The organism is Streptomyces sp. NPDC028907, assembly GCF_055564995.1.
In genome coordinates this window covers 1-21,103 of the sequence record NZ_JBVHVE010000033.1, presented here as the reverse complement: position 1 = coordinate 21,103, position 21,103 = coordinate 1, and the positions used below count along the sequence as shown (strand labels likewise).

Annotated in this window: 20 protein-coding genes; 9 read left to right on the top strand and 11 right to left on the bottom strand. The window is 70.6% G+C overall.

Annotation, left to right across the window (positions count from 1 at the left end; translation table 11 throughout):
- Positions 1-101 precede the first annotated feature (101 nt).
- Together ACZ4UU_RS44620 and ACZ4UU_RS44615 are read right to left on the bottom strand one after the other, a co-directional pair.
- Positions 102-779: a potassium channel family protein gene (locus ACZ4UU_RS44620; RefSeq protein WP_030051450.1), complete on the bottom strand. Its 678-nt coding sequence runs from the start codon at positions 777-779 to the stop codon at positions 102-104.
- Positions 779-1,450 carry a potassium channel family protein gene (locus tag ACZ4UU_RS44615; RefSeq protein WP_471909187.1) on the bottom strand — a complete coding sequence of 224 codons (672 nt, stop codon included), beginning with the start codon at positions 1,448-1,450 and terminating at the stop codon, positions 779-781. Before ACZ4UU_RS44615 ends, ACZ4UU_RS44620 begins: the two co-directional genes overlap by 1 nt.
- Positions 1,451-1,993: 543 nt before the next feature.
- On the opposite strand from ACZ4UU_RS44615, the gene ACZ4UU_RS44610 reads away from it, so the two are divergent.
- From ACZ4UU_RS44610 to ACZ4UU_RS44600, 3 genes are all read left to right on the top strand, one after another.
- The gene (locus ACZ4UU_RS44610; protein ID WP_471909186.1) at positions 1,994-4,042 is read left to right on the top strand and encodes an APC family permease; all 2,049 of its coding nucleotides are present in this window, start codon (positions 1,994-1,996) and stop codon (positions 4,040-4,042) included.
- A gap of 108 nt (positions 4,043-4,150) precedes the next feature.
- A complete protein-coding gene (locus ACZ4UU_RS44605) occupies positions 4,151-5,479 on the top strand; it encodes a class I SAM-dependent RNA methyltransferase (RefSeq protein WP_471909185.1) in 1,329 nt (442 codons plus the stop codon).
- An 882-nt stretch (positions 5,480-6,361) separates the two neighbouring features.
- Positions 6,362-6,988 (top strand): hypothetical protein, encoded by a 627-nt coding sequence (locus tag ACZ4UU_RS44600; protein ID WP_471909184.1) that lies wholly within the window; start codon positions 6,362-6,364, stop codon positions 6,986-6,988.
- Between the two features lie 442 nt (positions 6,989-7,430).
- Here ACZ4UU_RS44600 and ACZ4UU_RS44595 read toward each other — a convergent pair whose 3' ends face one another.
- The 6 genes from ACZ4UU_RS44595 to ACZ4UU_RS44570 all read right to left on the bottom strand — a co-directional run bounded on the left by ACZ4UU_RS44595 (position 7,431) and on the right by ACZ4UU_RS44570 (position 11,866).
- A complete protein-coding gene (locus ACZ4UU_RS44595; RefSeq protein ID WP_468345012.1) occupies positions 7,431-7,955 on the bottom strand; it encodes a hypothetical protein in 525 nt (174 codons plus the stop codon).
- Between the two features lie 236 nt (positions 7,956-8,191).
- Positions 8,192-8,314, bottom strand: a complete 123-nt coding sequence (locus ACZ4UU_RS44590; protein WP_471909183.1) for a hypothetical protein — start codon at positions 8,312-8,314, stop codon at positions 8,192-8,194.
- Positions 8,315-8,501: 187 nt separating this feature from the next.
- The gene (locus tag ACZ4UU_RS44585; protein ID WP_471909182.1) at positions 8,502-8,924 is read right to left on the bottom strand and encodes a CDC27 family protein; all 423 of its coding nucleotides are present in this window, start codon (positions 8,922-8,924) and stop codon (positions 8,502-8,504) included.
- A gap of 162 nt (positions 8,925-9,086) precedes the next feature.
- Positions 9,087-9,620, bottom strand: coding sequence for a DinB family protein (locus ACZ4UU_RS44580; RefSeq protein WP_471909181.1), 534 nt, complete (start codon positions 9,618-9,620; stop codon positions 9,087-9,089).
- Positions 9,621-9,662: 42 nt separating this feature from the next.
- Positions 9,663-10,769 (bottom strand): flavin monoamine oxidase family protein, encoded by a 1,107-nt coding sequence (locus ACZ4UU_RS44575; protein WP_471909180.1) that lies wholly within the window; start codon positions 10,767-10,769, stop codon positions 9,663-9,665.
- Between the two features lie 74 nt (positions 10,770-10,843).
- Complete coding sequence (locus tag ACZ4UU_RS44570) at positions 10,844-11,866, bottom strand: alcohol dehydrogenase catalytic domain-containing protein (RefSeq protein WP_471909179.1); 1,023 nt, start codon at positions 11,864-11,866, stop codon at positions 10,844-10,846.
- Between the two features lie 215 nt (positions 11,867-12,081).
- On the opposite strand from ACZ4UU_RS44570, the gene ACZ4UU_RS44565 reads away from it, so the two are divergent.
- From ACZ4UU_RS44565 to ACZ4UU_RS44540, 6 genes are all read left to right on the top strand, one after another.
- Complete coding sequence (locus tag ACZ4UU_RS44565) at positions 12,082-13,032, top strand: LysR family transcriptional regulator (RefSeq protein WP_471909178.1); 951 nt, start codon at positions 12,082-12,084, stop codon at positions 13,030-13,032.
- 138 nt (positions 13,033-13,170) lie between these two features.
- Positions 13,171-13,452: a hypothetical protein gene (locus tag ACZ4UU_RS44560; RefSeq protein ID WP_471909177.1), complete on the top strand. Its 282-nt coding sequence runs from the start codon at positions 13,171-13,173 to the stop codon at positions 13,450-13,452.
- 88 nt (positions 13,453-13,540) lie between these two features.
- On the top strand, positions 13,541-14,320 hold the full coding sequence (locus ACZ4UU_RS44555; RefSeq protein WP_471909176.1) for an SDR family NAD(P)-dependent oxidoreductase: 780 nt from the start codon (positions 13,541-13,543) through the stop codon (positions 14,318-14,320).
- 657 nt (positions 14,321-14,977) lie between these two features.
- Complete coding sequence (locus ACZ4UU_RS44550; protein WP_471909175.1) at positions 14,978-15,808, top strand: M55 family metallopeptidase; 831 nt, start codon at positions 14,978-14,980, stop codon at positions 15,806-15,808.
- Positions 15,809-16,246: 438 nt separating this feature from the next.
- Positions 16,247-17,041: a serine/threonine protein kinase gene (locus ACZ4UU_RS44545; protein ID WP_471909174.1), complete on the top strand. Its 795-nt coding sequence runs from the start codon at positions 16,247-16,249 to the stop codon at positions 17,039-17,041.
- Entirely contained in the window at positions 17,038-18,585 is a 1,548-nt protein-coding gene (locus ACZ4UU_RS44540; protein WP_471909173.1) for a protein kinase domain-containing protein, read from the top strand. The genes ACZ4UU_RS44545 and ACZ4UU_RS44540 overlap by 4 nt, the downstream gene beginning before the upstream one ends.
- A gap of 33 nt (positions 18,586-18,618) precedes the next feature.
- Here the strand turns inward: ACZ4UU_RS44540 and ACZ4UU_RS44535 are convergent, their stop codons facing one another.
- The 3 genes from ACZ4UU_RS44535 to ACZ4UU_RS44525 are packed head-to-tail and all read right to left on the bottom strand — an operon-like array spanning position 18,619 to position 20,702.
- A complete protein-coding gene (locus ACZ4UU_RS44535; RefSeq protein WP_471909172.1) occupies positions 18,619-19,788 on the bottom strand; it encodes a hypothetical protein in 1,170 nt (389 codons plus the stop codon).
- Positions 19,785-20,156: a hypothetical protein gene (locus ACZ4UU_RS44530; protein WP_471909171.1), complete on the bottom strand. Its 372-nt coding sequence runs from the start codon at positions 20,154-20,156 to the stop codon at positions 19,785-19,787. The genes ACZ4UU_RS44535 and ACZ4UU_RS44530 overlap by 4 nt, the downstream gene beginning before the upstream one ends.
- 60 nt (positions 20,157-20,216) lie before the next feature.
- On the bottom strand, positions 20,217-20,702 hold the full coding sequence (locus ACZ4UU_RS44525) for a hypothetical protein (protein ID WP_471909170.1): 486 nt from the start codon (positions 20,700-20,702) through the stop codon (positions 20,217-20,219).
- Positions 20,703-21,103: the final 401 nt, after the last annotated feature.

Genomic DNA, 21,103 nt, shown 5'->3' with positions numbered 1-21,103 from the left:
CCGTCCGGCGTTTGAGGACGAGGCCCGAAGGGCCGACAGCGGGGGTCTGGGGGCGCAGCCCCCAGGGATGGGACGGGTAGGGGCGGCGGGGGCGAGGAAAGTCAGCTCGCCGTGTCCTCCCGGCGTACCGACAGCAGGTCCTCCAGTTGCTCCTCGCGGGCCTGGGCGGCCACGAAGAGGAGTTCGTCGCCGGCCTCCAGGGAGTCCTCGCGGGAGGGGGTGAGCACGCGGGTGCCGCGGATGATGGTGACCAGGGAGGTGTCCTGGGGCCACTCGACATCGCCGACCTGGGTGCCGGCCAGGGCCGACTCCTCGGGGAGGGTCAGCTCCACGAGGTTGGCGTCGCCGTGGCTGAAGCGGAGCAGACGGACCAGGTCGCCGACGCTGACCGCCTCCTCGACCAGGGCCGACATCAGACGCGGGGTGGAGACGGCCACGTCGACGCCCCAGGACTCGTTGAAGAGCCATTCGTTCTTGGGGTTGTTCACGCGGGCGACGACGCGCGGAACGCCGTACTCCGTCTTCGCCAGGAGCGAGACGACCAGGTTGACCTTGTCGTCGCCGGTCGCGGCGATCACCACGTTGCAGCGCTGAAGGGCAGCCTCGTCCAGGGACGTGATCTCGCAGGCGTCGGCCAGCAGCCACTCCGCCTGGGGAACGCGCTCGACCGAGATGGCGGTCGGCGCCTTGTCGACGAGCAGGACCTCGTGGCCGTTCTCCAGCAGTTCGCCCGCGATCGAGCGGCCGACCGCGCCGGCACCGGCAATGGCGACCCTCATCAGTGACCGCCCTCCTCTTCGGGACCCTTGGCGAACGCCGCCTCGACCTTGTCGACCTCGTCGGCGCGCATCATCACGTGCACCAGGTCGCCCTCCTGCAACACCGTCTGCGAGCTGGGCAGGATCGCCTCGCCGAGCCGCGTCAGGAACGCCACGCGGACGCCCGTCTCCTCCTGGAGCCTGCTGATCTTGTGGCCCACCCAGGCCGTGGACGTGTGCACCTCGGCGAGCTGGACACCGCCGGTGGGATCCCGCCACAGCGGCTCGGCGCCCGAGGGGAGCAGACGGCGCAGCATCTGGTCGGCCGTCCAGCGGACCGTGGCCACGGTGGGGATGCCGAGGCGCTGGTAGACCTCGGCGCGGCGGGGGTCGTAGATCCGGGCCGCGACGTTCTCCACGCCGAACATCTCGCGGGCCACGCGCGCGGAGATGATGTTCGAGTTGTCCCCGCTGGAGACGGCCGCGAAGGCGCCGGCCTCCTCGATGCCCGCCTCGCGCAGAGTGTCCTGGTCGAAGCCGACGCCGGTGACCCGGCGGCCGCCGAACCCGGGGCCCAGCCTGCGGAACGCGGTGGGGTCCTGGTCGATCACGGCGACCGTGTGCCCCTGTTGCTCCAGGGTCTGGGCAAGAGCGGAACCCACCCTTCCGCAACCCATGATGACGATGTGCACGGTCTTACCCCGCACTCCTCGTTAGGCGTCTGACTTGCGTGAACGTGGTGCTCATATCCTTCTCTCGGTTCGCCGGGCAACAGGCGCGGGCCGGTCGCGGACCGCTGGGCAACATCATGCCGGGGAATGCCGGGGATGATCCCTCGCGGTACGGATCGTGGACCGCCCTGCAGGCCGGCCCGCGTGTGCCTCGGTCCACCGTAACGTCCGCCTCCGACACACCGACCGGCGAGTCGGCCGTCCCGTACGACCCCCTCAGCGGCGGTTGAAGCTGCGCAGGCTGGCGAGTGCCAGGAGGCCTAGTCCGGCGAGCGAGACGAGGGCCCCGACGAGCTCGGCGGCCGTCTGCGACATGAGGTCTCCCGGATGTGATGAGCGTACTGACGCAGGTGGGCGGATCCACAGGTACGCAGGTCATGGAGGCACGGGGGCGCCACGAGGGCCCGTGCCCGGCACGTGCGCAGCACGGAATTCACCCCGGCGCCGCGCGCGATTTCACCCGGATGTGCTCCGCCCCAGCAGGGGGGCCTACGATTCTCTGTTGTGTCCAAACTGACCGACGTGCCCAAACGGATTCTGATCGGGCGCGCGCTGCGCAGTGACCGGCTGGCGGAAACGCTCCTGCCGAAGCGCATCGCACTGCCCGTCTTCGCTTCCGACCCGCTGTCCTCCGTGGCATACGCGCCCGGAGAAGTGCTGCTGGTCCTCTCCATCGCGGGCGTGTCGGCGTACCACTTCAGCCCCTGGATCGCGGTCGCGGTCGTCGTCCTGATGTTCACCGTGGTCGCCTCCTACCGGCAGAACGTGCACGCCTACCCCAGCGGTGGCGGCGACTACGAGGTGGCGACCACCAACCTCGGCCCCAAGGCAGGCCTGACGGTCGCGAGCGCCCTGCTCGTCGACTACGTCCTGACCGTCGCCGTCTCCATCTCCTCCGGCATCGAGAACCTCGGCTCCGCGATCCCGTTCGTCGTCGAGCACAAGGTCGAGTGCGCGGCCGCGGTGATCCTGCTGCTGACGGTGATGAACCTGCGCGGCGTCCGGGAGTCCGGCAGCCTCTTCGCGATCCCGACGTACGTCTTCGTCGCGGGCGTCTTCATCATGATCGCGTGGGGCGCGTTCCGCGGGCTGGTCCTGGACGACACCATGCGGGCTCCCACGGCTTCGTACGAGATCAAGCCGGAACACCAGGGCCTCGCGGGCTTCGCGCTCGTCTTCCTGCTGCTACGGGCCTTCTCCTCCGGCTGCGCCGCGCTCACCGGCGTGGAGGCGATCTCCAACGGTGTCCCGGCCTTCCGCAAGCCCAAGTCGAAGAACGCCGCGACGACGCTCGCGGCGATGGGCCTGCTGGCCGTCACCATGTTCTGCGGCATCATCGTGCTCGCGCTGGTGACCAAGGTCCGCATGGCCGAGAACCCGGCCGTCGACCTGGTCAAGGACGGCGTCGCGGTCGGCTCCGGCTACGTCCAGAACCCGGTGATCACCCAGGTCGCCGAGGCCGTCTTCGGCAAGGGCAGCTTCTTCTTCGTCGTGCTCGCGGCGGCCACCGCCCTGGTGCTCTTCCTGGCCGCCAACACCGCCTACAACGGCTTCCCGGTGCTCGGCTCGATCCTCGCCCAGGACCGCTATCTGCCGCGCCAGCTGCACACCCGCGGCGACCGGCTCGCCTTCTCCAACGGCATCGTGCTGCTGGCCGGCGCCGCCATGCTCCTGGTCTGGATCTACGGCGCCGACTCCACCCGTCTGATCCAGCTCTACATCGTCGGCGTGTTCGTGTCCTTCACGCTCAGCCAGACCGGCATGGTCCGCCACTGGAACCGCCTCCTGGCGACCGAGAAGGACCAGGCCAAGCGCCGCCACATGATCCGCTCCCGCGCGATCAACACCTTCGGCGCGTTCTTCACCGGCCTGGTCCTGATCGTCGTGCTCGTCACCAAGTTCACGCACGGCGCCTGGGTGGCCCTGCTCGGCATGGTGATCTTCTACGGCACGATGACGGCGATCCGCCGCCACTACGACCATGTCTCCGAGGAACTCGCCGCCCCCGAGGGTCCGAGCGACGACAGCGTACGGCCGTCCCGCGTCCACTCGGTCGTCCTGGTCTCCAAGATCCACCGCCCCGCCCTGCGCGCCCTGGCCTACGCCAAGCTGCTGCGCTCGGACACCCTGGAGGCGCTCAGCGTCAACGTCGACCCGGCGGAGACCAAGGCGCTGCGTGAGGAGTGGGAGCGGCGCGGGATCGACGTACCGCTGAAGGTGCTCGACTCGCCGTACCGCGAGATCACGCGGCCGATCATCGAGTACGTGAAGGGGCTGCGCAAGGAGTCCCCGCGCGACGCGGTGTCGGTGATCATCCCCGAGTACGTCGTCGGCCACTGGTACGAGCATCTGCTGCACAACCAGAGCGCGCTCAGGCTGAAGGGCCGGCTGCTGTTCACGCCGGGCATCATGGTGACGTCCGTGCCCTACCAGCTCCAGTCGTCCGAGGTCGCCAAGGCCCGTGCCCGCAAGCGGCAGGACTGGAACGCGCCGGGCTCGGTGCGGCGAGGGCCCGCCCAGGAGCGGGCGAAGGAGCCGGACGCCCAGCGCTGACGGGGGCGGGGCACGGATTCGAGCACGTAGACTGGTGGGCTGTTGTCAGGCCCTCCGCAGCCCCTGGGGAGAGGGCCGCATCCCCTCTCGATCTGGAGTCACCCCACCATGCAGGCAGAACCGAAGAAGTCGCTGGTGGGGGAGGAGTACGAGGTCGAGATCGGCCCCGTCGCCCACGGCGGGCACTGCATCGCCCGCACCGAAGCCGGACAGGTGCTGTTCGTCCGGCACACGCTGCCCGGCGAGCGGGTCGTGGCCCGGGTGACCGAGGGCGAGGAGGGCGACCGCTTCCTGCGCGCCGACGCGGTCGAGGTCCTGTCCGCCTCCAAGGACCGCATCGAGGCTCCCTGCCCCTTCGCCGGTCCCGGCCGCTGCGGCGGCTGCGACTGGCAGCACGCCAAGCCCGGGGCACAGCGTCGGCTGAAGGGCGAGGTCATCGCCGAGCAGCTGCAGCGGCTCGCGGGACTGACGCCCGAGGACGTCGGCTGGGACGGCACGGTGATGCCGGCCGAGGGCGACAAGCTGCCCGCCGGCCAGGTGCCGCAGTGGCGCACGCGCGTGCAGTACGCCGTCGACGCCGACGGGCACGCCGGCCTGCGCCGGCACCGCTCGCACGAGGTCGAGCCGATCGACCACTGCATGATCGCCGCCGAGGGGGTCAGCGAGCTCGGTATCGAGAAGCGGGACTGGACGGGCATGGCGTCGGTCGAGGCGATCGCGGCGACGGGTTCGCAGGACCGCCAGGTGATCCTCACGCCGAGGCCGGGCGCTCGCCTGCCGATCGTGGAGCTCGACCGCCCGGTGTCGGTGATGCGGGTCGGCGAGAAGGACGGCGGCACGCACCGCGTTCACGGCCGCCCCTTCGTCCGCGAACGCGCCGACGGCCGTACGCACCGCGTCGGCAGCGGAGGCTTCTGGCAGGTCCACCCGAAGGCCGCGGACACCCTGGTGACCGCCGTCATGCAGGGGCTGCTGCCCCGCAAGGGCGAGATGGCCCTCGATCTCTACTGCGGCGTGGGCCTCTTCGCCGGCGCCCTCGCCGACCGCCTCGGCGACAAGGGCGCGGTCCTCGGCATCGAGTCCGGCAAGCGCGCGGTGGAGGACGCCCGGCACAACCTCGCCGAGTTCGACCGCGTGCGGATCGAGCAGGGCAAGGTCGAGTCGGTCCTGCCACGTACGGGGATCACCGAGGTGGACCTGATCGTCCTGGACCCGCCGAGGGCCGGGGCCGGGCGGGGCACGGTCGGGCATCTCGCGTCACTGGGGGCTCGGCGGATCGCTTATGTGGCTTGCGATCCGGCGGCGTTGGCGCGGGACTTGGGGTACTTCCGGGACGGGGGGTATCGGGTGCGGATGTTGCGGGCGTTCGATCTGTTTCCGATGACTCATCATGTGGAGTGCGTGGCGATCCTCGAACCCGCCGCGAAGGGTTCCTGACCTGCGGTTTTGTGCGTGCGCAATATGTGCGGTGTGGGCGTTACGGGCGATATCTTGACGCTGAAATGACGCTCGTGACGCTCGTGACGCTCATTTGACGCTCGTTCTGATGGGGTGTCAGGCAGTCTTCTGGGAGGTCAGGCCCTCTCAAGGTGGTGATATTGAGGTGTGCCGAGGGCGGGCGACGCTGAGCGCAGAGCTGCTGAGTCCTGCGGTCAGATGTCCCGGAAGAGACCGATGAACGCGGTGCCTGCCGCGATGAGTGGTTTGTGGCCGCTGACCTGCGCGAATGACCTTTCGGCTGTTTCACGCTCGTGCCGCTTGATGGGGCCGGAAGTCCCAGAAGAGTCCCAGGCGACTCCCACTGCTGGCGGGCGCCTTTCGGCTCTGTACGGCAGTACGGGCCGTCGAACGGCCTCGTTTCCAGCGAGGGCGGTGGAGGGCCTGGATGTCGAGTGACGTCACCACCACGAACCGCCTCCGGCTGATGGTAAGCCGGGCAGGGGCGAGCGCCAGGGCGTGCGGGAGCAGGACCTGCCAGGCCGGCCAGAACCGCGGCTCACTGGAGTCGCCGGGGTCGGCTGCGGTGAGGAGTGTTCGGCATCCGTCCTCGCCTGGTCGTGCCTCTGGCTGGCCAGGACGGCCTGGATCAGGCGGTGCAGCTGGACGATGCGGTTCTGGGGCCCTCGCGGTCGCGGCCCCCGGCTGGCTGGCCGGGCAGATCGATGTGCCGGAGTTCGCCGAGCTGTACGGAACTCTGCGCCGACGGCTGGAAGATGCCCGCCTCGCAGACCAGGCGGGACCGTCTCGCCCAGGTCTTCGGGCAGGATGCCCTGGCGTTGTGCCGGGCGGCCTGGGTCGATGACGCCCCGGAGTGGATCCGTGAGACCGAGGCCGTGGCCCTGCTGCGGCAGGAAGCGGGACGCCGGAGACGGTGTCCCGCCCGGCCAACTCCGCCTGGCCTCCCCCTACGACACCGACGCACGCCGGGCGGCCAAGGGCGACGATCTCTTCTGGTGCGGCTACAAGATCCACCTCACCGAAACGTGCACCACCCTCCCCACCGGCACCGGCACCGGCACCGGCACCGGCACCGCGGTGGAGGAACGGGTACTGCCGAACCTGATCACCGACGTGCACACCACCGACGCGACCGTGCCCGACGTGAAGGCCACCGAGCCGATCCAGGCCAAACTCGCCGACCACGGGGTGAAGCCCGCCGAGCGCTACCTCGACTCCGGCTATCCCTCGGCCGACTTGATCACCAAGGCCATGAAGGAAGGGGTCCGCATGGTCACCCCGGTCCTCCTGGACCACTCCGCCCAGGCCAAGGCGGCCGACGGCTTCGACAAGTCCGCCTTCACAAACAAGTACGCCCTCCGCGCCGGCGTCGAGGGCGCCGAAAGTACGTCTCCAACACGCCTTCTCCGCCACGGCCCTCAACATCATCCGTCTCGACGCCCACTGGACCGGTCCCCTCGACCGAACCCGCCGCAGCAGCAGACTTGAGCAGCTCAGCTACCGACTCTCCGCCTGAACGAATTGCGCAGCAGAGTCCATTTACCCGTCAAAGTCACAGCCCAAGGCGCCGGATACCTCCTACGTACGCACCGCTCCCAGCCCACGCCCTCCCCTGCTGCATCCCACAACCCAGCCCTGGAGCGCGCGGCCCACAAGCTGGAAATGGCCCTGCTGCGCTGCGACGTGCTGGATACGGCGCTCATCCGACTGCTCGCCGCATACCTCGACCTCGCCGCCGAGTCCGACACACCCCCGGCCTCCTCTTCGAGTCGGTGTAGGCACTCCACGTGGTCGCGGAGAACCCCGTGAACGCGGCACCCGCCACCGGGCGGCACCCGGAGGGCAACCCCCGCCCCACCCACACGGCCGCGCAGCCCCCGGACGCCCCGCCGCACCCGCGACCACCGCGCGGCGGGGCACCAGGGACCCGTCAGGCCTTCCCGTTGTACTGGTACCAGTCAGTGATCGGGTCGGTCAGGGCCTTGTCGTCGAAGAGCCGGAAGTACACGACCGTGCCCTCGTCGATGTCGTCGTTGTCGTCCATCTCGATCTTATTCATGTCGAGTTCCGCGGACGTCCCCGGCGCCCAGTAGGTCCCCTCCTCCTTGATGAAGCCCGAGCCCTCCCACCACATCGCCCGGACGTAGATCGTGTCGCCGTCGTTCTTGCCGTCGTAGACATACAGGATCTCGTCGGACGGGTGGAACTCGACCTGCGCCACAGGGCTGTTGTTCTTCTTGACGACCAGCTTCAGGCCCTTGCCGCCGCTGTCGTACTTGAACTCGGTGAAGTCGAGGCCACTGTTGTCCGAGCAGGGGCATTCGACGGTGTAGCGGGACCAGCTGGAGACCGACAGGTCCGAGTTGGTGTAGGCGTTCGCCGTGCTCGCGGAGAACCCGGTGAACGTGGCAGCCATTCCGAGAGAGAAGGCCGTGGCCATTGCTCTGGTGCGCATTGTTGCCCTTCTTGTTGGTTAGGAAATGTGGAGCTCCGGCGGCACCCGCCGTCGGATCAACGTCTCTGCGTACGTGACAGGCGGAGCGCCTTGACACGCCGGGCGGGGTGGGCGGGATCCTCGGCCGCCCCCGCCACGGGCGTCCGCAAGGCGCCGGGCGGCGGAGAGAGCCGCCCGGCAACGCGCGCCAGGGCATCCCTCCCCGGCCCCACGGCGACGTGGAAGTGCGACGGCTTTTATGTCGAGTTGCAGCTGCTCGTGGACGCGGCGGCGGGTGACGTGCCGATCGCCAGCGTGCCGGCGGCGAGCGCGCCGATCACGGCGGTGGCGAAACAGGCGCGCGTGGTACGGAAGTTCATGGAGGTCCCTCCCCGTAGAGCGGTGCGCTTGTCGTGCCACCGACGGCTGATGCCTGTCGAATGTCGCGGCAAAGCTGACTGCTCGGAACCTCGAACTTTTCAGGGTGTGATGCTGGACTGCTCGACATCACCGGTGCACACCCGCCTGGATCGCTTCCCAGGTCACTCGTTCATGGTCGTGCGGTCGTCAGCCGAATCCAGGTGTCATGGCGGTGGCCGTCTTCAGGTGCACGGCGGCCTCTTCGTGCCGGCCGAGGCGCTGGAGGGTGCGGCCGGGCATGAGCCGTGGGCAGGAGTCGTCGGGGGCGTCCGCCACCAGCTGTCGCAGGACGTCGTGGGCGCGGGAGAGCTGTGCCGAGTGGAAGTAGGCGCGGGCGGCGAGTCGTCGGGCGTTCGGGTCGTCGCCGTGGTGGGCGAGGAGGGGCTCCAGCAGGATGAGGGCGTCCAGCGGGGCGCGTTGCTGCAGCAGGGATTCTTTACGGGTCCAGGTCTGTTTCCACGGTCGTGAGCCGGGAGTGCCGGTCGCCCGAGGTGCCCGCCTTCCCGTCACCGGCACACAGCGCGTGCTTTTCCTGTGCTCGATCAGGTCCTCGAGGGCGGACTCGGGCACGGCACCGGGCGACCACCGCCGGAAGGGGGCCGAAGGCGGTTTCGCTCCTTCCTCCTCCCTCCCCGGCAGCGTCGGCTCGCCTGGGCCTGCTGGGCTTCCGCGGCCTGGTTGAGGAACTTCATCGTCGTGAGGTGCGCGCGAGGGCTCGAACGTGTTGTCGGCTCAGACGAGCGGGTTGAGGACGAGGTAGCCGTCCAGGCGGCAGACCTGGTCGGTGTCCGGGTCGGTGGGGAGGGCGTGGCCGAGGTCGTTCGCTCGGACTTCGCCGATCCACTGGTCGTGCTGGTACTCGTGGTTGATCAGTGCGACCAGGAGGTGCCGGGCGACGACGGTGAGCTGGTCCGGGGCGCCGACGCGTCGGTCCGCGATGTCGTTCATCCGGGCGTGTACGCGCTCTGCGACGGTGTCGCGGAACGCGCCGAGCCGCTCGACGGTGGGCAGGGCGCCGCGGAACCTCTCCGGGTTCGCCGAGTCCATGAGCCCGTCCAGTTCGGGGTCGGGACTGGGCTCGGCGGCGGTGAGGTTGCGGACCATGAAGTGGGCGACATGGGCCTGGTGGCCCAGGTGCCAGCCGATGGCGCTGGAGTTGTCGTGGGGGCGCCAGGTGATCTCGTCCGGGGTGAGGTCCTTCCACAGATCGTCGGTGTAGGCGCGGGCGCGGTCGTACTCGCGCAGGAGAGCTGTCACCTCATGCATCAAGGTCACCTTTGTAGGGCCGGGGGCGGAGGAAGAAGGCGTTCAGGCGGCGGAGTTCGCCGGCGCGGGTTGCGGGCTCGGGTCGGGCAGCGCGTGGAGGAGGGCGTGGGCGGCGCGTTCGCCGCCTGCCAGGGCGCCTTCGATGTGGCCCGCGTAGCCGCGGGCGGTCTCGGTGGAGGCCCAGTGCAGCCGCCCGTCCAGTGCCGGACGCTGATACAGGCGGTGGCCGAAGAAGGAGTAGTCGCCCAGCTGCGCCACATGAGGAGGGGACGTCCACTGCTCGGCGCTCCAGTCCTGGACGTGCAGGGCGAGTGGCTGAGCTGCCTGCGGCCCGAAGAGCTGCGCCAGCTGCCGCGTGACGGCCGTACGGAAATCGGGACCGGCGCTGCGGGCAGTGCCCGCATGTGCGAAACCGAACAGCGCGGCGGGTCGTCCGTCGGCGCCGGACATGTCGTGGATCTCCCGCAGCGGTCCGCTCCGGCTGAACGCGGCTCCCGCCAGGCCGTCGGCGCGCCAGAACGCCGCGGAGTACTCGGCCACGACCTTCACCACGGCGCCCATCCATACGGGGGTCTGTTCGGCTACGTCGACGAGGTCGGCCGGCAGTTGGCCGTCGAAGTCGATGTGGGCCAGAGCGAGGGCGGGCGGCACGGCGAGGACGACGTGCTCGGTCTGGATGACCGAGCCAGGGGTGCGCACGCTCAGGCCGGACGGGGTCGCCCGGATCGCGGTGACCGGGGTGTCGAGCCGGAGCGTGCCGGCGGGCAGCGAGGCGGCCAGTACGTCGGTGAGAGCCGCCGCGCCGGAGGTGAAGCGGTGGGAGCGGGCGTCGATCGGGTTGCTGGCGAGGCGCTGCACGCCGACCGCGTCCTGGCAGACGACGTCGCCGGTGGTGTGCTGCGGGAAGCTGCCGAGCCCGGCATCGGCCAGGAGGGTACGCACATGCCGTTCGTCGTCCCAGAACCAGGTGGCCCCGAGATCGAGGGAGCCTTCCGGCGTGGCGGGGGCGCTCAGCAGGCGGCCCCCGATCCGGTCGCGCGCCTCCAGGACGACGACGTCGTGCCCGGCCTGCGTGAGGATGCTCGCTACGGTGAGGCCGGACGCGCCCGCGCCGATCACGACGACGGAGCGACTTGGGTTCTGCGACATGCGCGGACGCCTTCCTTGCCAGGACCGGTGACATCGGCCCGGTACTGCTCAGGGATGGTGGGGGAGAGGGGCGGTCACTCCTCAGTGGTGAGGACCATGCGGAAGCGGGCCTGACCGGCCTGCTGGGTCTTCAGCGCCTCGGCGGCCTGCTCCAGCGGCGCGGTCTGCACCTGCGGGCGCACGCCGCTCGCGAGCGCGAAACGCATGGCCTGCTCGGTGTCGACCGGGCTACCGGTGACGTGGCGGGCATGCATCACCAGTCTGTCCAGCGGCAGTTCCAAGGGCGTGCCGTCGAAGCCGACGACGGTGAGCCGGCCGTGCGGGGTGAGCCCGTCGACGAGTCCGGCCAGCGGCTTGCTGCTGGCGGCCGTGGACAGGATCAGCCGGGCGCCGCCCAGGGCGCGCAGCGCCTGTCCGGCGTCCTCGGCGGAGGCGTCGATGTAGTGATGCGCACCGAGGCCGAGGGCGGTCTGCCGTTTGTCGTCGCCGCGGCCGACAGCCACGGTATCGAAGCCCATGGCGGCGGCCAACTGCACCGCGAAGTGGCCCAGGCCGCCGATGCCGAGGATGGTGACTCGGTCGCCGGGCTCGGCTCCGCTGTGCCGCAGCGCGTTGAACGTGGTCACGCCCGCGCAGCCGAACGGCGCGGCCTCCTCGAAGCAGAGCCCGTCCGGGATACGGATGAGGGCGGCAGCGGGGACGGTGATGGTCGTGGCCCAGCCGCCCGGGTAGCTGAGACCTGGGATCTGGCGCCCGGCGCAGTGGACCACGTCGCCCGACCGGCAGGCCGTGCAGTGTCCGCAGGAGCCGCCGAACCAGCCGACCCCGGCCCGCTCGCCGACTTCCCAGCCCGCGACGCCCTCGCCGACCTCGGCGACGACTCCGGCGACCTCGTGCCCGGGAGTGATCGGAAAACCGTAGGCGGGCTTGGGGTTCGCCGCCATACCGGCGTCGGCCCCGCAGATGCCGGACGCCTTCACGTCCAGGCGCACTTCGCCGGGGCCCGGCTCGCGCGGCTGCACGGGAGCGAGGTGCACCGGCCCGCCGGATTCGGTCACCTGAGCAGCCCGGTGTGCGGGGCGGATCTCCGGGGACACAGCAATCACTCCTGACGGGAAAGAAGAGGCGGATTCCGTACCGGGAATTCACCGGTACTGTGAAAGGGGTGGTCGGAAAAGAGCCGGGATATTTCCTGCCCCACCCGGTCAGGGCAGGGCGTGCTTTTCCCAGCGTAGGACGGATGCCAGGCATCCGGTAGACGACGATCATGAATGCGGCCATAGCCTGAGGCTGTAGCCGAGAGGGGTTCGCGATGAACATCGAAGGGCTTCGGTACGCGCAGGCCGTGTCCCGGACCAAGTCGTTCAGCGCCGCGGCGCGCGACTACGGCGTCACCCAGCCCGCGCTGTCGAACGGGGTGGCCCGCCTGGAAGAGGAGCTCGGACTCAAGCTGTTCGACCGCTCCCCGCGCGGCGTCAAGCCGACAGTGCACGGTGCGCGCATGCTGCCGATGATCGACCGTGCCCTGGACGCGCTGGACTCGGTCACGGCGGAGGCGCGGCGGCTCACCAGCCCGCCTTCCGGAGCGATCCGCATGGGCGTCTCGCCCCTGATCGGGGCGGATCTGGTGGCCTGCGCCTTCCAAGCCGCGCGAACCCTGTCCCACCCGCGTGACCTGGTGCTGCGCGAAGCCGACCTGGGTCTGCTGCGCACCGCGCTGAAGGACGGCGAGTTGGATGTGCTGTTGGTGCCCGAGGTGGAGGCCATGCCCGCCTACCGGCACCGCACCATCTTCACCGAACCCGTCGTCGTGATCGACCCGGCTGTCGCCCCTGGCGCCGACGGCCCCGTGGAGCTGAACGCCGACGCCGACTTCATCCTCGTGCCCGACACCTGCGGACTGACCACCTTCACCACGCAGCTCTTCCGGGACAACGACCTGCCATTGCGCACCTATCCGGGCGAGGCCGCCAGCTACCGGGTGCTCGACGAGTGGGCCCGTCTGGGGGTGGGGGCCGCGCTGCTGCCGAGTTCCAAGGTGACACCGGACCATGCGAGTTGCCGCCCCCTGGTGCGTGGCGGCACTCCGGTGGAGATGTCCTACGAGGCCGTGTGGACCCGCGGCAATCCGCTCGGTGCCGACCTGGAGGAGTTCGTCAACTTTTTGGCCGACTCCGCCGGCTGCCGGCTGCCCGCCCCGGAGCCGGGTAGCGAGGTCCCTTCGGGGCAGGCGGAGGGCCCGTCTGTGGCGACTCCGAAATGAGTCATGCGGATCGGTTATAGCCGCATCACAAAAGATCCTCTACCGAATGCCTTCCCAGGGGCCTACGTTTGTCTCGTCCGAACTGCCTGCGGAAATCCCGCGAGTAAATCCGACGGTTCTGACGGGAAAGGATGCGTCATGGCCTATCTGGAAATCACCTTGAAGGTGGCAGAGGGAAACCGTGTGGCGGCGGCCGGCGTGTACCAGAAGTACAAGCAGCCGTTCCTCGACACCGTCCTCGGCGCCCGGTCCAAGGAACTGCTCGTGCGCGACGAGGACGTGCAGGTGCTGCACGGCTTCAGCGCCGTGAGCGAGGCCTGCGCCTACCTCGACAGCACCCTGTTCCAGCAGGACGTCGTCGGCGGTCTGGCACCCCTGCTCGCCGCCGATCCCGAGATCCGGATCTACGACACCGTCTGACGACCCCGGACGGGCCGCCGCACTGTGGCCCCAACTTCCTTCCGCCTGAGCGGATTACCCTCCCCCTTTTTTCATTCAGGAGCAAGGCATGTCCCGCGGCACCATCGACCTCACCGGCAAGAAGGCCGTCGTCATCGGCGGCACCAGCGGCATGGGCCTGGCCATCGCCCGGAACATCCTGGACCGCGGCGGCAGCGTCGTCGTCACCGGCCGCTCCGACTCCAGCGCGGCGAAGGCCGTCGCCGAGCTGGCCAGCCCGAACGCGTCCGCTCTCGCCGCCGACCTGAACGACCCTGTCGCCGTCGAGAGCCTGCGCGCCGAACTGTCCCGCGACCACGCCGATGCGACCCTCCTGGTCAACGCGGCCGGCGTCTTCGCGCCGAAGCCGTTCCTGGAGCACACACCCGCGGACTACGACCGCTACCAGGCCATCAACCGGGCCTTCTTCCTCATCACGCAGACGGTCACCGCGAGCATGGTCGAGCGCGGCGCCAAGGGCTCCATCGTCAACGTCGGCTCCATGTGGGCTCATCAGGCAGTCGCCGCGACGCCGTCCTCGGCGTACTCCATGGCCAAGGCCGCTCTGCACTCCCTGACCCAGCACCTGGGCATGGAGCTCGCGCCCTACGGCATCCGTGCCAACGCCGTCGCCCCGGCGGTCGTGCGGACCCCCATCTACGAGGAGTTCATCCCCAAGGCCGAGATGGACAGCACCCTGGACGGCTTCAACTCCTTCCACCCGTTGGGCCGTACCGGCATCCCCGACGACGTGGCCGCCACCGTGGTCTTCCTGCTCTCCGACCAGACCGGCTGGGTCACCGGCGCGGTCTGGGACGTCGACGGCGGCGTCATGGCAGGTCGGAACTGACCGCACTGCCGCGACACAGCTCCGCGCTGCACGGCGTTACGAGGGCTACGCCATCAGGGCTCACGGCCCGCGAACCTACCGCCCCGAACGGAGCGGCCGATGGCCCAGCCGTTGTCTGAGGGCGAGCGCGCGCGATCCCATCAGCGACCGGCACATGAAGAACCGGCAGTGAACAAGGAGCACAGCATGAGCGGAGTGCGAGTCGCCCCGTGGCAAGACGGCAGCTCCCCTGGCCGCAGGATCCAGGATGTGATCTTGCCTGGGCTGGGGACATCGGCTCGGACCGGCAATGCGGTGCCCGCCCGAGGGCGGCGAGGTGTTTGCGGACGACCTGGCGGCTGCCCCGGTAGCCGCGGGCCTGGATCTCCAGGGACAGCTGGGTTCCGTCGACCTGGCCTTGTGCCTCGGTGAAGCGGGTGTTCAGGTATGCCTTGAACGGCTCCAGGATGCCGATGGGGCGGCATTCGCGGGCGGAGGCGAGCAGCTGGTCGAGGGCGGTGTCGCGGAAGCGGCGGACGGTCTTGCGGTCGAGGTTCAGGCGTCGGGCGATGGGCCGCCCCGGACGACTTCCTCTCGACGCCTGGCTGCCCTGGTGCGGGAACCGGAACCGCACCGGCAGCCGTCTCCTCAGTGATCAAGCTTTGAGGAGTGCACAGGGTGCGGATCTACATCAGCGCGGACATGGAAGGCGTCACGGGTCTCGTCGACGCCGACGACGTGCAGCCCGGCGGCCGGGACTACGAGCGTGGACGGCTGATGATGGCGGAGGACGTCAATGCCGCGGTCCGTGGCGCCCTCGCGGCCGGTGCCACCGACATCACCGTCAACGACGCGCACGGTCCCATGCGCAACATCCTCCCGGAGGCGCTGCACCCGGCGGCCCGCCTCATCCGCGGGAAGCCCAAGCACATGGGCATGCTCGAAGGCCTCGACCCCGGGCACGACGCCGTGCTCTGCGTCGGCTATCACTCCCGGGCCGGCGAACTCGGGGTGCTGAGCCACAGTTTCATGGGGCACGAGATCGAGGACATCTGGCTGGACGGCCGGCCCGTCGGTGAGATCGGCCTGGCCCACGCCACCGCGGCGGCCGTCGGGGTCCCGGTGGCCGTCCTCACCGGTGACGACCGTGCCTGTGCGGAGATGGCGGACTGGGACGCCTCCGTCACCACCGTCGCCGTGAAGCACGCGAAGGGCCGGTTCGCTGCGGATCTGCGCCCGGTCGACGAGGCGCGCACGGCGATCGAGGAGGCGGTCGCCGCCGCCCTCGCCGCACGGCGGACGCCGGTCGCGGCGCCTTCGGCCGAGTCCACCCTCACCGTCCGCTGGCAGTCGGCCTCGGTGGCCTCCGTCCTGCTGGGAATCCCAGGCGTGACCGCGACGGACTCGCGGACCGTCCGAGCCCACGGCGTCCTGCCCGGTCTCTACCGGCAGTTCGGCGTGTGGATGCGGGTGGCGGCCTCCCTGACCAACCAGCCACCGTACTGTTGACGCCGGTACCGCCGAGCTCGCACGATCGCGAGCCGCATCTTCCCGCCCAACGCCCTGCCGGTGTCCGACTCCACGCGATCGAGACCCGGCCGCACCACATCCCGGGCCGCCGGGGCACCGTCTCGCGGCTGACGAGGACGTCGACGTCTGCTGCCTCAACGACCGTCGACGTCTTCTGCCTCGACGACGTGGACGCGGCCCCGACGCCAGGGCGGCCGCCCACGCACCGGGATCGTGCCAGGGGCAACGGAACGGCCACGGGTGGTTGCGGCGGCCGCTGTGACCGGTGATGCTCTCGGTGACGCACCGACCGAGGCGGACCGACCATCCGCCGACACCGGGTGCGCCGCGACACCCGTTCACGCGCACGCATGCCGGGCCGGCGGCCACCGGAACCGCTCGTAGAATCCTGGCGATCACATCGGGGGAACAGCCGGCATGGAAACGATCATCGTTCAGCCGCCGGGCCCGTCGGCACCGGACGCCGACGGGCCCGGCAGGCCCGCACTGCTGCACATGGGACCGGGCGACGTGGCCGACTTCGGGCGCGGGACACCCGGCGGCAGGGAGGTCTCCATCCTGCTGCCCGACCCCGGGATCTCCCGGCTGGCCGGCCGGCTGGAGGCCGCCGAGGACTACTGGCGGCTGTCCAACTTCAGCCGGGACACCGCGTACGTAGTCGAGAACCTGGAGGGGGCCGGTGAGTACATCACCGTCGCGCCCCGGCGGCTCGGCGCGCCGGTGCCCTTCGAGTTCTCCCGGGTCGTGCTGCCCGCGCTGAACGGCACCGCCGAGTTCAAGGTGTTCGCCCCGCAGCACGCCTACCTGGACGAGCGGGCGGCGCCCGGCGCCGGTGAGCAGACCGTCCACCCCTACGCCCTCGACGTGACCGCCAAGTACTTCCTGGTCCTGGTCGCGTTGTGCGAGCCGCGGCTGCGCGAGCTGTCGGACAGCGCGCTGCCGGGCGCCGGGGACATCGCGGAACGGCTGCGCCCGCTGGACAGCTGCCGCGGGCTGACCCGGTCCGCCGTGAACTACCACATCGACTACCTGGCGTCGGCGAAACTGCGCCTGGACCTCGGCGACGAGTCCGGCGCCGACGGCACCGCCCGCACCGGCGCCAAACGCGCCCGACTGGCCTCCCTGGCCCTGCGCTTCGGCCTGGTCCGGGAGGAACACCTCGCCCTGCTGCCCTCCCGCCGCCGGCCCGCCCCGCAGGAGATCCACGCGTGAACACGTCCGGCGCCGAAGAGAGCGCCCTCGAAACACCGCGCCTGCCCGTCGGGTTCCGCGTCGACGGCTGGGAAGTGGGCGCGGTCATCGGCTCGGGCGGCTGGGGCACCGTCTACGAGGCCCGCGCGGTCGCCGACGGTACGACGGCCGCGGTGAAGGTGCTGCCGACCGGTGCCCTGGGCCCCGGCCAGCGCGCCGCGCTCGGCGAACTCGTCGCCCGCGAGGTGCGGTTCAGCACCGAGGCCGACCACCCGAACCTCGTCCGGACTCGCGCCGTACGCACCATCGACGCACCCGAACTACCCGCCCTGGACGGCGCGTTCGCGCTCGTCATGGACCGCGCCGAGGCCAGCCTGCGCCAGCTGCTGGACTCCGCCGGGACCGGCCGCCCCGTCCCGGACGCCGTACGGATCCTGCGCGGCGTCGCCGCCGGGCTCGCCCATATGCACGACGCCGGCTGGGTGCACGGCGACCTCAAACCCGCCAACGTCCTGCTGGGCGCCGACGGCGAGGTGTGGCTCGCCGACTTCGGCCTCGCCACCGAACTCGACGGCACCCACGCCCACCTGCCGCCACTCGGCACGCTCGACCATCTGCCGCCCGAGTGGTGGTCCCAGCGCACCGGAGCGGACGGGGCGGTGGTGCGGCCGACCGCCGACATCTGGGCTTTCGGCATCCTCGCCCACCAGGTCCTCACCGGCGGCCTGCACCCGTTCCCCGGCGCCACCGCCCGCGCCCGCTCGCTCGCCGCCCAGGCCTACGCCCGCGGCACCGCGCCCCTGCGTCTCGACGCCGGACTCGACGACGACTGGCGCCGGCTCGTCGCGGACTGTCTGGCCCCGGACCACGCGGCCCGCCTCCGCCACACCGGCGCAAGTCTCGCCGCCCGCATCGAGGAACTCGCCGGCCCGCCCCGCCGACGCCGACTGTGGCCGCTCGCCGCGGTCGCGCTCGCCGGGGTCACGGCCGCCGCCGTCGCCGGGGCCGCGCTGCTCGGCGGTGGCGACGGCGGTGACAGCGCCGAGGACGACGGCCGCGGCGCACCCGCCGTGGTCACCGGAGCCCACAGCCCGGCCGCCACCGGGGAACTCCCGGAGAACTCAGACGTACCGAAGGCCCTGCGCCCGGTCATCGTGGCCGCCGCCCGGCGCTGCACCGACGCCGAGGTCACGCCCGCCCTGCTCGCCGCCATGATCAAGGCGGAGAGCGGCTTCGACGTGAACGCCTCCCGTCCGCAGAGCGAGGAGTACGGCATCGCCATGTGGACGCCGTCGGTCTTCCGGGCCTGGGCGGTGGACGGCGACGGAGACGGCGACAAGGACTACCGGTCGGCGCCGGACGCGATCCACACGATGAGCCTGTACGTGTGCTGGCTCGACCAGCGCTTCAAGCAGGCCGGGCTGCCCGCCGCGGAGCTTCCCGCGCTGATCGCGGCCGGCTGGCGCACGAGCGACCGCACCGTCATCGAGGAACGCGGAGTCCCCGAACGCGTACGGCCGCACGTCGACGAGGTGCTCCGCAACCTCGCCGCGTACGAGCGGTGAGGCAGCGGTCCCCCGTACCGCTGCCTCACCTGTTCAGCAGTCCTTGACGTCCGGCAGCCGGTTGTCGGGCGAACTGATGTAGATGTTGGAGATCCAGCCGCCGTACTGGGGCAGATAGGCCCACCAGTCGTTGGTGTAGGGCGGCACCGAGACCTTCTCCCCTCTCTTCTGGCAGCCCACCAACACCTCGACACCGGCGGGTAGTTGAGTCATCGGTGCGTTCGCGGTGGACGGGTCCCGGCGGACGTTCACATGGTCGCTCCAGGTGCCGTACCACCACCCCGCGGGCCGCGCGGCCCCCGGCACGTTCAGTGAACGGGTCAGGCGTCCGATGTCCGTGTACGCCTTCCCGTACGACGTCCCCACCGGGTGCAGGGTGAACACGGCCACGATGAACCGGTCCCCGGCACCCACCGTCCCCGTGCTGTGCAGCGCGGGCCGCGTCAGGTCGACGTCGGCGGCGACCGGGGCCCGGGCCTGGGCCTGGGACTTGGACGCCGTACGCGACGCGCTCACCGCGGCCGCCCCCGTGCCGCAGGTGCCCTCCTCGAACGACGACCCCGACCAGCCCTGCTTCACCGCCCACGGCTTCTCGAACGCCCCGGCGACACCGAAGTGCTGGTCGAAGTGGTCCGAGGCGCAGCGCGTTGACTGGCGCAGGTTGCCCATCACGAAGTCACGCACCGGGCCGGGCGCCGAGTCCAGGAGGTAGCGGTAGATCGTCACGGTGTCCCGGGCCGACAGCGAGGTGTAGCCCCAGTAGCCCTCGTAGCCGGTGGGCGGCGGTGCCGTGTCCTGCAGACCGAGCCGCTCGGCCATGCGGGTGATGATGGCCGCCTTGCCGTTCTCCACCCAGTAGTGGTCGGCCGCGTCGTCGTAGCTGCTGCGCAGCATCGGTTCCAGCAGGGCGCGGTCGGCGGCGGGCACCGTGTAGTCGGGGCCGCGGTTCCACAGGAAGTCCAGCGCCAACAGCAGTTTGACGACGGAGGCGGACCGGAAGCGGGCGCTCGTGTTGAGCTGCTCCGTGAAGGCGCCGGTCTGCCGGTCGAACACGGCGGCCCCGGCGGTGACGCCGTTCGGCACCTGTACGGCCGCGGGTGCGGCCCGCGGGGGCCGCACCGTCGGGGTGTCGGCTGCGGCGGACCCCGCCACGCCAGCGACGAGCAGCAGCGTGGCGGCGGTCGCGAGAAGCCGGCGCCTCACAGGTAGTGCTCCCTGAGGTGGAGCGAGTTGATCGGAGTGAGGTCGACGTACCAGCCCTCCTGCGGCGGGATGGACTCGTGGCAGTCCGTGTTGATGGACTTGCACAGCTCGACCAGGGCGCCGTCGTACTGGTTGTTGAGGATCCAGTGGTTGCCGTACTGGTTGTAGATGGGGTGGAACCCGTACGAGTAGAAGATGTGGCTCGGGTACGGGCTGTTGGCGGGGGTCACGTTCTGGGGGTAGATGCAGACGGCGCCGTACGGGCAGCCGTCCCAGGTGCCACCCTCGGCCTGGGCCTGGGTGGTGCCGGTCAGGACGGCGACGGTGGCCAGGGCGAGCGCGGCGGCGCCGCGGAAGAGTCTGCGCATGGGGTGCCTTTCGCGGAGAGAGCGGTGGGGAATGCCGGACGTGCGGAAGGGATGCGGGGTCTACCACCAGTCGGAGCAGCGGACGACGCCGTCCACGGCCCGCGAGCCGCAGACCCGGAAGTTGTACTGCGGGTCGGTGCTGGTGCGCCGGAACGGCGTGGTCAGGCTCTGCCCGTTGGACCGGACGGTGAAGGGCCCGCACTGGAGCCAGGGCGACACGGCGTTGTTGTTGTCCCAGCCGTTCGCCCGCCAGTCCATCCAGACGTTGTCACCGGGCCGGGTCTGCCCGCTGATCTTGCCGAAGGCGATCTGCTGGCCGACGTAAGCGCCCTTCTCGAGCGTGAAGCGGACGTCGCCGAGGTTGAAGCTCCGGGGCTTGTCGGTGTCGCCCTCCGCGTTGTCGGGGTGATCACGGAAGCCCCGTGCCCCGCCCTCGCAGTCGGCGGCCGAGGCGACCGCGGGCTGCGCGGGCTGGACGAGTACCACGCCGGCGGCGACCGCGCACAGGGCGGCGGCCGTGGCGAGTGAGGAGCGAAGCAGGCGCATGAAGCCGTCTCTTCCTGACTGTGGAGGGCGCCCCGCGGTGCGCGCTGGGCTGGAAGACGACTCGAACACTAGGCAGGAGACGGCGGCAGCGGTCCCTGACGAATGTCAGGGTGACCGAGTCACGGCATCCGGCCTCCCGCGGGCGGCCCAGTAGTTCGTCGCGTCGGGCAGTCAGAGCACTCAGCGAATGCGCGACCCCGTCGGCCAGGGCGGCCGGGCACAGCAGGAGTTCCGACCGGGTCCGGTGCGGGAAGTCCCGTTCGTACGGTTACCTCGTCGTGGACGTCCCGTAGCCGGCACGTTCCCTCAGCGCTTCCCGGCCGGGAACACGGCCCGTACCTCCCACCCCACCGCACCGCGGGGTCCGGTGTGCAGTTCGCCGCCCAGTGCGGTCACTCGTT